Below are 14,780 nucleotides of genomic sequence, written 5' to 3'. Positions count from 1 at the left end.
GGCCTTTGTCGGTGGGTTTTCTCGTCGCATTTGCGGCGCTGCCCACAACATCCGGGCTGCGCCGCCAGATAGCGCCCCGCCTGCAGAGCTTCAACGACTTGTTTTGATCATGCCACTCTTCTACCGCGTCGTCGAAGCTCTGGAAACCGCCGCGCGCCTGGCTTTGGCGGGCGCGGACCGCGAGCGCGCACTGGAGCGTTTCCGTGCCGCGCGCCGCCCGGCGGCCCTGCCGGCCGATGAGGCAGGCCTCTGGACCGCGCCTTTGCCGCCGCCGCGGCCAGCAGCGCTCTCGATCGTCATCCTGACCCTCGATGGCGGCGCGATGCTGCGCACCCTCCTGGCTTCGCTGGCGGCCCATAACAGCTGGCCCGATCTCGAGATCATCGTCGTCGATCACGGCTCGCAGGACGAAACCGCCGAAATCCTGCGCGAAGCCTCCGCCCGTTTCGAGATCCGCCACATCAGGCCCGGCCGCAATCACAGCTTCGCCTTTTCCTGCAACCGGGGCGCCCAGATCGCCCGCGGCGATATCGTGCTGTTTCTCAACAACGACATCGAGTTCACCGAAGACGCGCTCCCCGCCATCATCGCCGCTGTTCAGGCGACAGGCGGCCTTGTCGGCATCCGCCTGGTCCCGCAGCGGGCCGGCAACCGGACGCAGGAAAAGCCGCAGATCGGCGTGCGTTTCCGCTGGGATCTGCGCCGCGGCTGGACGGCGCCCCGTGACGCGACGCCGGGCCCCCGCGATGCGCTGCGTGCCGCGGTGCCCTGCCAGATGCCGGCCCAGACCGGCGCGGTCATGGCCTGCAACCGCGCCGAATTCCTCGCCATGGGCGGCTTCTGCGAGGACTATCTCTATGCCTATGAGGATGTCGATCTCTGCCTGAAGGCGGCCGCGCGCTTCGCCCGGCCTTCGATCGCGCTCAACAATGTCGCCGCCGTTCATCTGATGGGCGCGACGCGGATCAAGCGCGCCAATCTGCGCCGCCGCATCCGCTGGAACCGGCACAGCCGCGGCGTCCTCCGCACCCGCTACGGCTACCGCAACCGCCGGCTGGCCTGGCTGGGGCTCTTCGGCGCGGCCGACGGCTTCGACTGGGGGCGCCGGCCCGCCATCGCCATGCTGGCCGAAAAGGGCGACGAAACGGCAGCCCGGGCGGCCGATCTGCTGGCCCGCGACGTCGCCGAATTCGCGACGCTCAAGACCTCGGGCGTCGGCTGCGACGATCTCTTTGGCTACGATCTGGTACTTTCGCGCCGCCCGCATTTAGCTTTCGCCCGCGCCCGCAATCTCGGTCCGATGGCCCTCACGCTTGGCTGGCTGGGCGGCGAGGGCAGCGATTGGGCGGATAACGCGGCCGCCTACGACATATTGATCGCCGACGACGAACCGTCCGCCGTCCGATGGGCCGCGCGCCTCGGGCGGCCGGTCGCCACCATCGGCGCGCGCCGCCTGGACGACGCCTTGCGCGACATCGTGACCGCTTTCCTGCGCGAGAAACTGCGCGTCGTGATCCTGGCGCCGGATAGTGGCGCCGCCCGTGCGTCGGAGCTTCGCCGCGCCTTGCTGTCTGCCGGTCACGCGGTGCGCGTGGCGCAACCTCGGGCGCGGCGTCAGCCGGTTTCGATTCGCGATGACGTGGCGATCTGGCTCGCCGCGCCGGGCGCAACGGCGCTTGCCGCCGACACGATCCATGTCGCCGCCTTCGACAACGCGCCCGGCCACGGCTTTTCCTTCGATATCCGGGCGGAATCCCTTGGCGCGGATTTCCCGGCATGGTTTGATCGCCTGATGTCGCAGATTGCGGATGGCCATGAACGGCGCATGGCGGGGCCGGTCGACGCGCCGCTTGAGGATTTGAGCGGTCTTGATGCGACCGCATCGGTCGCCCTGTGGCGCAGTCGCCACGATCCGACGGCGCATCTGATCGATTTGTCCTGACAGTGGCTCGGGCTGATAGGGGGATAAGGCTTTGAGCATGGACGTGAGAATCGGCACGGCGACGGATCTCGACGATCTGGTCCGGTTTCTGCTGATGGCGGGCGAGGGCCTGTTCGAATATCTGTTCGACGATGCCTATCCGGGGCTGACAGCGCGCGATGCGCTGGCGCTCGGCGTCGGCGATGCCGAGAGCCCCTATCATTTCGAGAATGCCTATCTGGTCGAATCAGACAATCGGGTGGTCGGCTGCCTGATCGCCTTTCCGGCCGAACAGATCGGCCTGCCCGAGCTTGCCTACAGCGTTCTGCCGCGCGATCGCCTCGATCCGGTGCGCCCGCTCTTCGAAGAGCATGTGCCGGGAAGCCTCTACATCAACACGCTGGCCGTCGATGAATCGATGCGCGGGCAGGGTGTCGGCGGCCTTCTGCTGGATTTTGCAGCCGAACTGGCCCGCGGCGGCGACTGCGCCAGCATGACGCTGCACGCCTGGGGCGACAATGAGACGGCGCTGAGCCTCTACGCGGCGCGCGGCTTCGAATGCGTCGACAAGGTCGAGATACCGCGCACCGCGCAATTGCGGCATGAGGCACCCATGCTGCTGCTTCAGTGTCCGGTTGCCTAGGTGCGGCCGGGCGTCGTCGTCATCACGGGTGCCGGCGGCGGCATTGGCGCTGCCCTGGCAAATATCTATGCATCCCAAGGGGTTATGCTCGGTCTCGTCGGTCGCGACGAAGTCAGGCTCGGCCGGGTGGCCGACGACTGCCGGGCGAAAGGCGCGGATGTCCATGTCCTCCGTGCAGACGTCACGACGCCGGAAATCGAAGAGGTTCTGCGCGTATTCGATGCAAGTCACCCGATCGACCTGCTGATCGCGAATGCCGGCGTGACCTCGGGCATTTCGGCCGTCGACGGTCTCGAACCCTGGGATACTGCCCGGCGCGCCGCCGAAACCAATTTCATGGGCGCGCTCCGCACGATAGCGCCGGTCGCCGAACGGATGGCGGCGCGCGGACGCGGCCAGATCGCGGGCATCGGCTCCCTCGCAGCACTGGCACCGCTGCCCTTCAGTCCGGCCTACAGTGCCTCCAAGGCCGGCATGGAGACCTATGTTCTGGCCCTTCGATACCTGCTCGCCCCGAAAGGCGTGAAGCTGAACGTCGTGACGCTGGGCTATGTCGAGACGGATATGAGCCGTCGGCTGAGCGGGCCGAAGCCGTTTCTGACAACCCCCGCCAAGGCTGCTATCAAGATCAGGAACGGGCTGGCACGCAATCGGGCAAGGATTTCGTACCCCTTTGTTTTTGCTATGGGAATTCGCTGTCTCAACATTCTGCCCGAATGGCTTGTCCGCTTGATCCTGCCTGCCTTTGCTTTTACGATTTCGCGGCAGGGGGCCAGCATAGATCGTCTGAAGTAAGTATTGTTTTGGCTTCCACGGGGGACGTCTGATGATCGCCGGTCTTGCCGGGCTCTTCACTGCATTGAGCGCAGTGTTGATTCTTGAGCGTTTCGTCAAGCCGCAGCGGCGTCGAACGCCGATTCTCCACAAGGTCGGGCTGCTCGCGGCGATGCCGCTGATTCTGTTCTATGTTTCGATCCTGATGGTGACCTACCGGCCGCTTTTTTCGGCGGTTTTCGTCGTCATCGTGTTTCTCGGAATAGTCGTCGTCAACAACGCCAAGGTCCGCGAACTGCGCGAGCCGCTGGTCTATTCCGACTTTGCCTTGCTGCGTCAGGCCATTGCGCATCCGGGCCTCTATGTCACCTATATCGGCCCCATCAAGGTGACGGCCGTGATTCTAGCAGGCGCGCTGGCGATTATGGCCGGATTGGTCTTCGAGCCGCCCATTCTCAAAAGGGACGAACCTGCCGAATGGATGCCGACATTTGCCTATTGTCTGGTTTTCTTCGGCGCCATCTATGCCATCACGCGTGGCCCGCTCAGAAACGAGTTCAGGCAGATTCTGAGGGAATTCGGCCCGTCGACCGATGTCCGTGAAGATGTCGATAAACTGAGTCTCGTGACGACGCTCATCTTCTATTTTTTCCTTGCCGGAGAGAGCGAGGAAGCGATGGCGCATTCGCGGATGAATGAAGATGAAGACCGTGCGCGACCCCTGGGCGGGTCGAAGGCGCGCCCGCCGGTTGTCGTCGTGCAGAGCGAGTCCTTTTTTGATGCACGTCGTATTATGGAGACGCCCCCGGCCGGCTATCTGAAGCACTTCGACCGCATGAGCACGGAGGCGCGATACAGTGGCCGATTGCGGGTACCCGCTTGGGGGGCCAATACGCTGAGGACCGAATTTGCTTTCCTCTCCGGCATTCCGGATGAGGCAATGGGCGTCGATCGTTTCAATCCGTATCTTGGCTATTGTGCCAAGCCCGTATGGACCATCGCCTCCTATCTGCGCAGCATCGGCTACCGTACCGTTTGCATTCACCCCTACCACAAGTCCTTCTTCCGGCGCGACAAGGCATATCCCCATCTCGGGTTTGACGAATTCATCGATATCGCGTCGTTCAAGGAGTCCGATCGTATCGGGCCGTACACGTCGGATGCTGCCGTGGCAGCCAAGATCGAGGCGTTGCTCAAGGAAGCGGAACAGCCACTTTTTGTTTTCGCCATCACGATGGAAAACCACGGACCTTGGACGAAGCCACGGATCGAGATTCCGGAAGGCGTTCGCGCTGCGGCACCTGTCAGATCGAACGCGGTGCAGCAATATCTCAGTCACGCGCAGAACGCGGACAGGATGATTGCACATGTCCGGCGGGCTCTATGCGAAATGAAGGGCGATGCCGTGTTTTGTTTCTATGGCGATCATTTGCCGAGTTTGCCGAAAGCGTTCAGAACCATTGGCTATGATGACCCGCGGACAGATTATTTCATCTGGCGCAAACGCGTGCGGGACGAAAATCGCTCCGTCAATGTGAGCGCCGACGCATTGAATCGTCTGTTGCTCGAAACCGTCACCGGCGCGCTGGGCGATGCGGATGCGCGGGCAGCGATGAAGGGCGCAGCAGACGCACCGGTGCATGATCGCGAAGACTGGCGTGACGAGAGGCAGGCGGGGGAGAACCGATGAGCCGCGCTTTCCTCTTCCTTCAGGGAAACAGCAGTCATTTTTTCAGGGCGCTCGGACAGGCTTTGGGCGATCGCGGTTACCGCGTGAGACGCATCAACGTGTGCGGCGGTGATCGCTTCTTCTGGGGTGACTGGAACGCCGTCGATTATAGCGGAGCACCGGACGACTTCGCAGACTTTGCGCAGGACCTGATTGCCTCAGAGGGCATTTCCGACATCATCATGCACAATGACTGCCGTCCGCTTCACCGGGCGGTTATCGATGCCGTTGCTGGAATGGGCTGCCATGCCTGGGTGTTCGAAGAGGGCTATATCCGCCCGCACTGGCTCACGTTGGAAGAGGGCGGAATCAACGGCTACTCGCCATTGCTCCGCGACCCGCTTTTGCTCTCCGATGGTGATGATGGTGGTGTGACGGAAGAACCGGACTTTGTGTCTCTCGAGCCGGCCATGCGCCGTCGAGTCATATACGATTTTCAATGGCAGATATGGAACTATCTGAATTGGTTGCGCTATCCCAGATACCGGACGCACCGTCCCTTCCCGATCTGGGCGGAGTATGCGACATGGGTGCGGCGGCTTGTCACCCTGCCTCTCCGTAGTCGGCAAGCAAGGCGGATCGTCGATCGTCTCGTGATCGACCGCGACCCGTACTTCGTCTTTCCGATGCAGCTCGACAGCGATTCGCAGGTGCGGATGCATTCTTCCCATATCGATATGACGTCGGCGCTTGAATATGTGATAGGTAGCTTCGCGTCCAATACGCCTGCGCCGTGCCGGCTCGTCGTCAAGGCCCATCCACTCGACAATGGCTGGACCAATTTTCGCAGGCGTGTCCACAAGCTTGCCGGTCGGTTCGGCGTGTCGGACAGGATTGACTATATCGACGGCGGCGATCTGGAGGCGCTTATCGACAGTGCGCGAGGCGTTGTGACATTGAACAGCACGGTCGGCCTGACGGCGCTCGGCCTTGGATGCCCGGTGATCTGTCTTGGCAGGGCAATTTTCGACAGGCCGGGACTTACGTTCCAGGGAGAGCTGGACGAGTTCTGGGCTTCGGCGACAGCGCCCGACATGGGTTTGTTTGCGGATTTTCGGCGTAAGCTTCTGGTGCGGAGCATGATCAACGGCGACTACTACACGCCGGGGGGAATTCGACTTGCTGTCGCAAATGCGATCGCTAGATTCGAGGCCGTCGGACAAGGCCGTGCCGATACGGTGGCAGACGGAGCTGCCGGTGTAGCGGTGCGCGAGCGCCAAAGCAGGACGGGCGTTGCCGATCGGGTGCCGGCGCCGGCAGACACGCCGCAAACGATTGTAGCGGCCGTCCGTCATTGACGGCGCCTGCCACAGGCCAGCCCGTCGTGATCGCGTCGGGGCAAAGGTCCATCATATGATGGCCAGCGGGAAATGTGAGCATCGGCCGGTATGCTGGTCATGCTCGCTAGAGACAGGCGGACCTATCCGGTGAGTTTGAGCGTTGTCGACCAATCATCGCGTTCCGTCCAGGCGGAAGAGTTCTCGCGGACCTATGCAGCCGGCGAGGAGGACGCCGCCATCGCGATTGCCATAGCGGCGCTGGAGGCCGAGACCCCATTCATTCCGCCGTTCGAGAGTTTGTGGTGGCTCTGCGGCGAGTTGATTGCACGGCGGCGCTACCGCCTCGGCCTCGAGTTGACCGAGCAAGTCTGGAAACAGGGGTATCGGGGCTGGCGCGCACTCTATTTGCGCGGCGTCTTTCTGGCGCTGAGCCGCGAAATCGAGCCAGCTGCAGAAATACTCGAAACCGCACGCCGGGAAGCGCCCGAGGGCCGGAGGAGCGAGATTGCGCTGATCGAAGCCCGCTTGCGGGCAATGACGGGGCAGACCGGCAATGCATTGTCGCTATTCCGGGAACATCTGAAATTCGACCATGCAAGTGAGCGAGCGGTTGCCGCGGCGTTGCGCATTGCGCTTCGCGAAGACCAGAAGGATCTGGTCATTCAATGGACTGAGCAGGCCAACAAGGCTCTGGGTGCAACGGCTGCGCGTACGCGTCTCCTCGCGGAAATGTACTTTGAAAACGGCGAGTGGCAGAAGGCGCGCGCGACAGCGGAAAGCGGCGTACGTCTCGATCCGAACGACCTGGTGCTGGGCCGGATCGCCGCGCGAAGTGCCTACCGCGAAGGTCGCATCGCACCGGCAATTACGCGGCTTGAAGCGCAGCTCGCCCTCGATGATGCGTGGGTCGAAGGAAAGATTCTTCTGTCTCGTTGCCTCGTTAAAGGTGGCCGCGACAAGGAAGCACGACGAATTCTGAAGGGAATCGGCGCCGCCTCCAGCCATGAGGAGGAGCGGCGCGAACTGCTTGCGGGGCTGCGGAACGCCGGTACCGACGATGTGCTGGAGGCGGTGCCGCCCGGAACTCCCAGGAAGAAGCGTGGGAACAAGCAGGACGTTCTGCAGGATCCTGAAGTCAGGAAGATCATGTCGAACATGCCGGCCGAATTCGTGCCGCGCTGGACGCCCGAAACACTGGCCGCGCGCGGCAATCCGCTGATTGCCATTGGGCGGCTGTCGCATTCGGTGCGGACCCTGATGCTTCGCGAGATGATGGCAAGATTCGGGCGGCATGAGCTCGGCTATTTATGGGCCGTTCTCGAGCCGATGATGCACGTGCTTGTGATTTCCCTGATTTTCTACTTCATCCGCGCGCGCGACGCGCTTGGCATGAATATGGTTCTGTTCGTGACTACGGGTGTGGTGCCGCTGTTCGTCTACCTCAAGACCTACAATCAATTGACCAACGCGTTGAAGCAGAACCGTCCGTTGTTGAATCACTCGCGCGTACAACCGATGGATATATTCTTTGCCAGGAGCATCCTCGAGCTTTTTACGCACATTTTCGTTCTGATCCTGTTTGTCACCTTCATCTACGTATTCGTGGATAAATATACATTTGGCAATGCGTTGTCGGTGCTCGTCAACCTGTTCGGGCTCTGGATATTCGGCATTGGAGCGGGGCTTGCGCTTGGGTCTCTGGCGGTCTTCGTTGAATCGATCAAGAACGTCATGGACGGGCTGAACCGGTTGCTCTACATCACGTCGGGAGTGTTCTTCACGCTTGACATGATGCCGGCATCGGTCGCGCAATACATGGCCTACAATCCACTTCTGCATTTTGTCGACGGCGTGAGGGGCAATTTCAATCCCCTGATGGGCGGCACCCGCGTCGACATCGTTTATGCATTCAGCTGGGCTGTGGGTATTCTTGCGCTTGGCCTCCTTGCGGATCGTGCACTTCGAAGCCGGGTTCTCGATCGATGATTCACCTGATCGACGTGGAAAAGCATTTCAATACCGATGTCGGCATTCGCCAGGTGCTGCGGGAAACACGGCTTTCGATCCCAACCGACAAACGCGTCGGCGTACTTGGTCGTAACGGTGCGGGAAAATCGACCTTGCTCAACATGGTGGCCGGTGTGGATCAGCCGTCCTCCGGCATGATCGTACGCGAGAATGCGCGCCTGTCGTGGCCGCTCGGTTACGCTGGCGGATTTCATGGCGACCTGACGGCGCGCGAGAACATCTCGTTCGTGGCGCGCCTCTACGGCGTCGACTATGAGAAGACGTTTGAACTTACGGAAGACTTTGCGGAAATTGGCAGCTATGTCGATATGCCGGTGCGGACCTATAGCGGCGGCATGAAATCCCGATTGGCGTTCGGCCTGAGTTTGGCTATCAAGTTCGATTGTTACCTGATCGACGAGACAATCGGTGCAGGGGATCGCTTTTTTCGCGCCAAGTCGCGCCAGGTGTTTCTCGAGCAATCCAAAGGTGCGGGCATGCTGCTGGTCTCGCACAGTGAGGCGACAATTCGGGAATATTGTGAGATCGCTCTCGTTCTTTTTGACGGCGTCCTGGTGCCGTTTGCCGATATCGAGGACGCGATCGATTTTTACATGAGAAGGTGCGCACCATGAACACCCGGTTCGGCAAGGATCATCTCGATCGGATCATGCGTCCCGGCGGTCCGCTGGACCGTGTCAACGAATTCGCCCGAAACCGGGCGCGGCCATTCGTCGAGCGCGAACTCGTCGCCGTCGTGAAGCTCGGCATATCGAAAATTCTCTTGATATGTCTTGTGGCGGTGCCGACAGCCGTCGCATTCGTCTATTATGGATTTTGGGCGTCGGATCGCTATGTATCGCAGTCGCTGATGACCGTTCGGACCGCCGATTCGCAGATCGCCACGGCAGTTGGCGGATTGCTGGGGTCGATCGGCGGCACGAACACGGGGCTCGTCGACGGTTATGTTGTCGAGGCCTACATCCAGTCGCGGGAAATTGCCCGGAAGCTGGAAGAGGCCGTCGATCTGAGGACGATCTACATGGCGTCGGAAGCCGACATATGGTCGCGGCTCAGCGCCGACGCGAGCTTTGAGGAATTCTTCGAATATTATTTGAGCCGCATCGACGTGTATTTCGACAGCACGGCCAATGTCGTCCATCTTGACGTTCAGGCCTATCGCCCGGAAGACGCCAAGCGGATCGCAGGAGCGATCATCGAGATAAGCGATGACATGGTCAATCGCATCTCGCAGCAGTCGAGATCCGACGCGCTGAAATTTGCGCTCGACGAAGTCAAGCTGGCGGAAAACAGGCTGAGGGACAATCGTATGGCCCTGTACAGATTCCGTGAGGAGCACAGCGATCTCGATCCCGTCCGATCGGCGGAGGCCATCGGCGGGATCGTTGCCAGCCTTGAGGCCGAACTGTCGCGATACAAGACCGAGTTGGCGTCTCTCCGCAGCTACATGCGCGAAGACAGCGCGCAGATCGCTGGCGTCAAGGCGCGTATCGCGGCCATTGAACAGCAGATGGAGGCGGAGCGAGGCCGCCTGACGAGAAACGAGGACCTGCCGGGAACAACCTATTCCGACCTTCTGGCTGACTATGAAAGGCTGTTGATCGAGGAGGAGTTCGCCCGCGCGGCCTATACCTCTGCTGTATCGGCCTTGGAGCTGGCGCGGGCCGACGCGGGCCGTAAGCAGGCCTATCTCGTGGCCTTCGTCGAGCCGTCCTTGCCGGACGATCCGTCCAAGCCCGACCGTCTGCTGATTATCGTGTCGTTTCTGGCCTGCGGCCTGTTAGCATATGGGCTGCTGATGTTGATCGGAGCTGCAATAAGGGAGCATGCGCGCATATGAGGATCTGGGGGGCTGTTTTTGCGGTTGCGCTGCTGACCGTGTTTGGTGCGGGGGCGATTCAAGCTCAGGGGACGACAGGTGGACAAGGGAGCGATCCGACATTGCGGGCGCCCTCCTCGTTGCCGGAGCCCGAACCTCTGGGCGAGATCTTCGGCGATCCGGGGGGCAGCGAGCAGCCGCACGCGGTGCAATCGAGCCCCGTTGCCGGCGACCTTCTGCTGCGTGAACAGAGTGGCGCTCGCACCGACATCCCCAATGCGGTGCCGCCCGTTCCGACCGGCACCCTGTTGCCGTTCGGCTCGCAGATTTTCACCAATTCCAGCTTGGTCGACCGGAGCGTTGGCGTAAATCCGGACTATCGGATCGCGCAGGGCGACCGCATCGCGGTCAGGATGTGGGGTGCAAGGACCTTTGACGGCGTCCTCGTGGTCGACATTCAGGGCAACATCTTCCTGCCCGAGATCGGACCGGTAAGGGTTGAAGGGGTGACCAATGCCCAGCTTGCGCAGCGTGTCCGGAGCAGTGTTGCCAGCGTCTTCACCGACAATGTGAAAGTATATACGAACCTGCTCGGCACGCAGCCGCTGGGGGTGTTCGTCACGGGTTCCGTACCCTATCCAGGGCGCTACCCAGGCTCAAAGGACGACAGCGTCCTCTACTATCTGGCACGGGCAGGAGGGATTGATGTCGATAGTGGCAGCTTCAGGGAAATCCGGGTGGTCCGCCGCGGTGCGACGGTAGCGACAATCGATCTGTACAGGTTTCTCAAGGACGGCGTGATGCCGTCAGTCCGCTTCTCCGACAACGACTCCATCGTCGTCGGACAGCAAATGCCGACAGTGGCAATCTCCGGCGACGTACGGAACGAGTACAGGTATGAATATGATCCGGTTCGCTCGACCGGCGCGGAATTGATTGCCCTGGCGCAGCCGCGCCCGTCGGCCAGCCACGCGCTCATTCGCGGTGTTCGCGAAGGCAAGCAGTTCAATACCTACATTCCGTTGAGTCAGATGGCGGCCTACAAACCGACGGATGGCGACACGATTGCAATCGAGGCAGACCGTGAGGCCGAAACGATCGTGGTCAAGGTCGATGGCAATGATATGGGACCCTCGGCATTCGCGGTTCCGCGCGCAACGCGGCTCGGCGCGGTCGCGCAACTGATCGAAATCGATCCGACGCTTGCCGACATCGAATCGATCTATCTCCGCCGGCAATCCGTGGCGTTGCGCCAGCAACAGGCCATAGATCGTGCCTTGTACGAGCTGCAGCGGTCCGTACTGACAGACAGCGCGATAAGCGCGACCGAGGCAACCATGCGCGTTCAGGAAGCAGCACTTGTCGAGCGCTTCGTGTCGCAGGTTCGGGCCGTCCGGCCGGAAGGGCGCGTTGTTCTGGCGGGCAGCAATTGGCGGGAAATGATTCTCGAAGACGGTGACGAAATCGTCATTCCCAAGAAGAGCGACGTTGTCGTGATTTCGGGTGAAGTGAAGCTGCCGCAAACGGTGCTCTGGCAGGATCGCCGGTCGATCCGGGCCTATATCGGGGATGCTGGTGGCGTGAGCAATCGCGGCGACGCAGGGCGCATTCTGGTCATGCGTAGCGACGGATCGGTCCATGACGGCAGCAAGCCGATCCGCAAGGGTGATCACATCATGGTTCTGCCTGCGGCCAACCAGAAGACGTTCGCCGTATTCAGGGATATCGTCGAGGTTGTCTTCCGTGTGGCGCTGGCTGCAGCCGTTGTCATAGACGCCAACTGATTGCGACGGTGAATCTGGATATGGACGATTTTCGTCCGCTCTTTCCCGCGGCATCCTTTCGCTGTCGTGGCGAATACTTGCGTGCGTCCGAGCGCATTGTCGTCCTGACGGCAGAGCATTCGCCGACCTGTGACATCTACCTGCGTGAGCGGCTTCGGTGCTCGGTCCTGCCGGTGCACTACTGGTTGCTCGGGCAAGAGCCGCCAGTCGCGCTGGCAGGTGCTTTCGTCATCATCGTTCGCTATGCCGATGCGGCATCTCTGGCTTCACTCGAGCGGATCAAACACGAGCTGGCCGGCATTGCCTATCTTCTCGACGATGATCTGGCGGGGGCGATCCGCGACAGGACACTTCCGTTTCATTACAGGGCCTATATGGCGCATTTCTGGCTACGCTATGCGCGTCGTCTTGGGGCCCTTTCAAGCGAGATGTGGGTATCTTCCGAGGTGCTGGCACGACGCTATGGTGGAGCGGGTGTCGTTCATCGTATCGACCCGGCACCGCAAAGATTTGCCATGCCTCGGGAACGCGCCGCAAACGATGGTGCTACTGTGAACGTCTTCTATCACGGGCAGAAAACGCACCGTGCGGACAGAAAGTGGCTTCGGGACGTGATGCGCCCGGTCCTTGAGCAATGCGGGGACTGCCGATTCGAGATCGTCGGAGACCGGAGGGTGAGGCGCTGCTACGCCGGATTGCCGGGCGTCGCGATCGTGCCACCGATGCCATGGCCCGAGTACCGTGAGCGCAGCCGGACGACGCGGCTTGATATTGGTCTTGCGCCGCTCGTTCCGACGCCGTTCAACGCAGCCAGATCGTGGATCAAGTATCTCGATATTGCGCGTCATGGCGCTGTCGGCGTATTTGCGGACGGAGAACCCTATGCGCACGTTGTCCAGGACGGACGCAACGGTCTGTTGCTACCGCCGGGGGACAAGCAGGCCTGGTCGGCGGCTCTGATCTCTCTGGTTCGGGATCGCGCCTTGCGTGACAGATTGACAGCAGCAATTGATTGGCCAACCGACATAAAGACACCGCCGACATTTCAGCAATTTTAGGCGGATGGGAGCGGCCTGGGTGCAGGCATGACAGCGTCTTATTCTATGATAGACTTGCCGAAGTGTCCCAGAGGGCACGCCGCGGCGCAGGACGGAAAAGGTGAAAATATGCGGGGATTTTTGATCGCATTGATGTTGTCGGTCGGGCTTGCGGCATGCGAGACCACGTCGGCGTCCAGTGAGCAGGTCGGAGCGGACGAGGCTATCGGCAGCAATCCGTCGGGCGACCCGATTGCGCTCTACGCGGTCAATGCTGTTCCGGGAACAGTCGGGCCCGTCGTTGCGGCTTCCGGCGACAGCATGATGGTGCATGTCGGCCCGGACTATGTGTCTGCTACCGGAGATCGTTGCCGCCGTGTCATTCTGGCTGATGGTAACGGACGCTCGCAGGTAAGCGCCGTCTGCCTGACCGAGCAGTCCTGGAAAACGGTCATCGGCCTTTAACGCCTATAGCGGGGTGTTTTCCAGACGCTTTTTCTGATCGACGACCTCCGCCACGGTGAAGCGTATCTGCGCTTCGGTGTGGGCACTGGACAGAAAGAAGCGAATCCGCGCGATCCGTTCTTCAACGGCCGGATAGATGATCGGCGGCGCATTGATGCCTTTTTCGAACAGCGCGCGCGACAGGCGCACGGCCAGAAGCGAGCTTCCGGTAATAACAGGCAGTACCGTGGAGCCGACAGCGTAGCCGGTGTCGAGTCCGGCCTCCCGCGCAAGATCGAGCATGAGCTTGCCGTTGGCCTGAAGCTTCTGTACGCGCTCCGGTTCCTCCTCCATGATCCGCAAGGCTTCAAGCGATGCCGCCGCCATGGGTGGCGGCATGCCGACCGAGTAGAGAAACCCGGAAGCCGTATGTTTGAGCAGCGTGATCAACGCCTCGGAGCCGGCCACATATCCGCCGCAACCTGCCAGCGTCTTGGAGAGTGTGCCCATCCAGATGTCGACGTCGTCCGGTTTGAGGCCGAAATGCTCGCCGATTCCGAACCCTCGCGCTCCGAGCGCGCCAAAGGAATGCGCCTCGTCGACCATCGTCAGCGCCTTGTGCTTGCGCGCCACTTCGATGATCTGCGGCATCGGCGGCACATCGCCGTCCATCGAATAGACGCCCTCGACGCAAATCAGGACTTTCTCGAATTTGCGCCTCGACCGTGTCAGCAGGTCGTCCAGCCCGCGCCAGTCATTGTGATCGAAGGGCTGCCGCTGCGCGCCGGAGAGCAGGGCGCCTTGCAGAACGGAGTTATGAATCAACCTGTCGTGAAGAATGAGGTCGCGTTTGCCAAGTAGCGTGCCGATCGTGGTCACATTGGTGGCGTGGCCCGAAACGAATGTCAGTGCCGCGGCTGTCCCGTGCAGCTCGGCGATCTTGGCTTCCAGCTCGCGGTGAGGTCGGCGTTCGCCAGAGACAAGCCGGCTGGCGGACGCGGACGTGCCATAATCCACCATGGCCCGGTAGGCGGCCTCATTGACGCGCGGGTGGCCATTCAGGTCGAGATAGTTGTAGGTCCCGAAATTGATGTACTCCCGGCCACCAATAATTGTGGTGTCGCGCGCGAGGACATCGTGTTCCTGGAAATAGGGGTTTTCGAGATTGACCTTTTTCGCCAGACTCTGCTGGAGGACCAGCGTCTGGTAATCGGCGAACTTCTCGATCCGGTAGTGCGACTCGGGAATGCTCGTTGCATCGCGAACGGCAATGCCATTCATCCCCCCTGAAACCTCGTTGCGCTTTTTCAGGATGCGCCGC

Annotated in this window: 12 protein-coding genes; 11 read left to right on the top strand and 1 reads right to left on the bottom strand. The window is 61.3% G+C overall.

Translation table 11 applies throughout. The features are described 5' to 3' along the window. Window positions 1–109 precede the first annotated feature (109 nt). The 11 genes from AAC071_RS02890 (at window position 110) to AAC071_RS02840 (ending at window position 13,480) form a co-directional block, all read left to right on the top strand. Window positions 110–1,942: a glycosyltransferase gene (locus AAC071_RS02890; RefSeq protein ID WP_339829802.1), complete on the top strand. Its 1,833-nt coding sequence runs from the start codon at window positions 110–112 to the stop codon at window positions 1,940–1,942. A gap of 37 nt (window positions 1,943–1,979) precedes the next feature. After that, window positions 1,980–2,564 (top strand): GNAT family N-acetyltransferase, encoded by a 585-nt coding sequence (locus AAC071_RS02885; RefSeq protein ID WP_339829800.1) that lies wholly within the window; start codon window positions 1,980–1,982, stop codon window positions 2,562–2,564. Next, entirely contained in the window at window positions 2,565–3,359 is a 795-nt protein-coding gene (locus AAC071_RS02880) for an SDR family NAD(P)-dependent oxidoreductase (RefSeq protein WP_339829798.1), read from the top strand. A 31-nt stretch (window positions 3,360–3,390) separates the two neighbouring features. Continuing rightward, complete coding sequence (locus AAC071_RS02875; protein ID WP_339829796.1) at window positions 3,391–5,028, top strand: LTA synthase family protein; 1,638 nt, start codon at window positions 3,391–3,393, stop codon at window positions 5,026–5,028. Continuing rightward, entirely contained in the window at window positions 5,025–6,365 is a 1,341-nt protein-coding gene (locus tag AAC071_RS02870) for a capsular biosynthesis protein (protein WP_339829794.1), read from the top strand. Before AAC071_RS02875 ends, AAC071_RS02870 begins: the two co-directional genes overlap by 4 nt. A gap of 90 nt (window positions 6,366–6,455) precedes the next feature. Beyond that, the gene (locus tag AAC071_RS02865) at window positions 6,456–8,333 is read left to right on the top strand and encodes an ABC transporter permease (RefSeq protein ID WP_339829792.1); all 1,878 of its coding nucleotides are present in this window, start codon (window positions 6,456–6,458) and stop codon (window positions 8,331–8,333) included. Further along, entirely contained in the window at window positions 8,330–8,989 is a 660-nt protein-coding gene (locus tag AAC071_RS02860) for an ABC transporter ATP-binding protein (protein ID WP_339829790.1), read from the top strand. The genes AAC071_RS02865 and AAC071_RS02860 overlap by 4 nt, the downstream gene beginning before the upstream one ends. Next, window positions 8,986–10,215 (top strand): hypothetical protein, encoded by a 1,230-nt coding sequence (locus AAC071_RS02855; RefSeq protein WP_339829788.1) that lies wholly within the window; start codon window positions 8,986–8,988, stop codon window positions 10,213–10,215. The genes AAC071_RS02860 and AAC071_RS02855 overlap by 4 nt, the downstream gene beginning before the upstream one ends. Further along, a complete protein-coding gene (locus AAC071_RS02850; protein WP_339829786.1) occupies window positions 10,212–11,978 on the top strand; it encodes a polysaccharide biosynthesis/export family protein in 1,767 nt (588 codons plus the stop codon). Before AAC071_RS02855 ends, AAC071_RS02850 begins: the two co-directional genes overlap by 4 nt. Window positions 11,979–11,998: 20 nt before the next feature. Beyond that, window positions 11,999–13,036 (top strand): hypothetical protein, encoded by a 1,038-nt coding sequence (locus tag AAC071_RS02845; protein ID WP_339829784.1) that lies wholly within the window; start codon window positions 11,999–12,001, stop codon window positions 13,034–13,036. Window positions 13,037–13,144: 108 nt separating this feature from the next. Beyond that, entirely contained in the window at window positions 13,145–13,480 is a 336-nt protein-coding gene (locus AAC071_RS02840; RefSeq protein WP_339829782.1) for a hypothetical protein, read from the top strand. A gap of 3 nt (window positions 13,481–13,483) precedes the next feature. Here AAC071_RS02840 and AAC071_RS02835 read toward each other — a convergent pair whose 3' ends face one another. Continuing rightward, on the bottom strand, window positions 13,484–14,740 hold the full coding sequence (locus AAC071_RS02835) for an aminotransferase class I/II-fold pyridoxal phosphate-dependent enzyme (RefSeq protein WP_339829780.1): 1,257 nt from the start codon (window positions 14,738–14,740) through the stop codon (window positions 13,484–13,486). Between the last annotated feature and the right edge of the window lie 40 nt (window positions 14,741–14,780).

The organism is uncultured Parvibaculum sp., assembly GCF_963975745.1.
Taxonomy (GTDB): Bacteria; Pseudomonadota; Alphaproteobacteria; order Parvibaculales; family Parvibaculaceae; genus Parvibaculum.
Note: the sequence above shows the minus strand (reverse complement) of the source record. Positions and strands in the feature narration are given on the sequence as shown.

What these genes read in the sequence shown, in the direction of transcription:
- AAC071_RS02890 (WP_339829802.1), top strand. Translation starts at nt 110, where the DNA reads ATGCCACTCTTCTACCGCGTCGTCGAAGCTCTGGAAACCGCCGCGCGC.
- AAC071_RS02885 (WP_339829800.1), top strand. Translation starts at nt 1,980, where the DNA reads ATGGACGTGAGAATCGGCACGGCGACGGATCTCGACGATCTGGTCCGG.
- AAC071_RS02875 (WP_339829796.1), top strand. Translation starts at nt 3,391, where the DNA reads ATGATCGCCGGTCTTGCCGGGCTCTTCACTGCATTGAGCGCAGTGTTG.
- AAC071_RS02870 (WP_339829794.1), top strand. Translation starts at nt 5,025, where the DNA reads ATGAGCCGCGCTTTCCTCTTCCTTCAGGGAAACAGCAGTCATTTTTTC.
- AAC071_RS02865 (WP_339829792.1), top strand. Translation starts at nt 6,456, where the DNA reads ATGCTGGTCATGCTCGCTAGAGACAGGCGGACCTATCCGGTGAGTTTG.
- AAC071_RS02860 (WP_339829790.1), top strand. Translation starts at nt 8,330, where the DNA reads ATGATTCACCTGATCGACGTGGAAAAGCATTTCAATACCGATGTCGGC.
- AAC071_RS02855 (WP_339829788.1), top strand. Translation starts at nt 8,986, where the DNA reads ATGAACACCCGGTTCGGCAAGGATCATCTCGATCGGATCATGCGTCCC.
- AAC071_RS02850 (WP_339829786.1), top strand. Translation starts at nt 10,212, where the DNA reads ATGAGGATCTGGGGGGCTGTTTTTGCGGTTGCGCTGCTGACCGTGTTT.
- AAC071_RS02845 (WP_339829784.1), top strand. Translation starts at nt 11,999, where the DNA reads ATGGACGATTTTCGTCCGCTCTTTCCCGCGGCATCCTTTCGCTGTCGT.
- AAC071_RS02840 (WP_339829782.1), top strand. Translation starts at nt 13,145, where the DNA reads ATGCGGGGATTTTTGATCGCATTGATGTTGTCGGTCGGGCTTGCGGCA.
- AAC071_RS02835 (WP_339829780.1), bottom strand. Translation starts at nt 14,740, where the DNA reads ATGAATGGCATTGCCGTTCGCGATGCAACGAGCATTCCCGAGTCGCAC.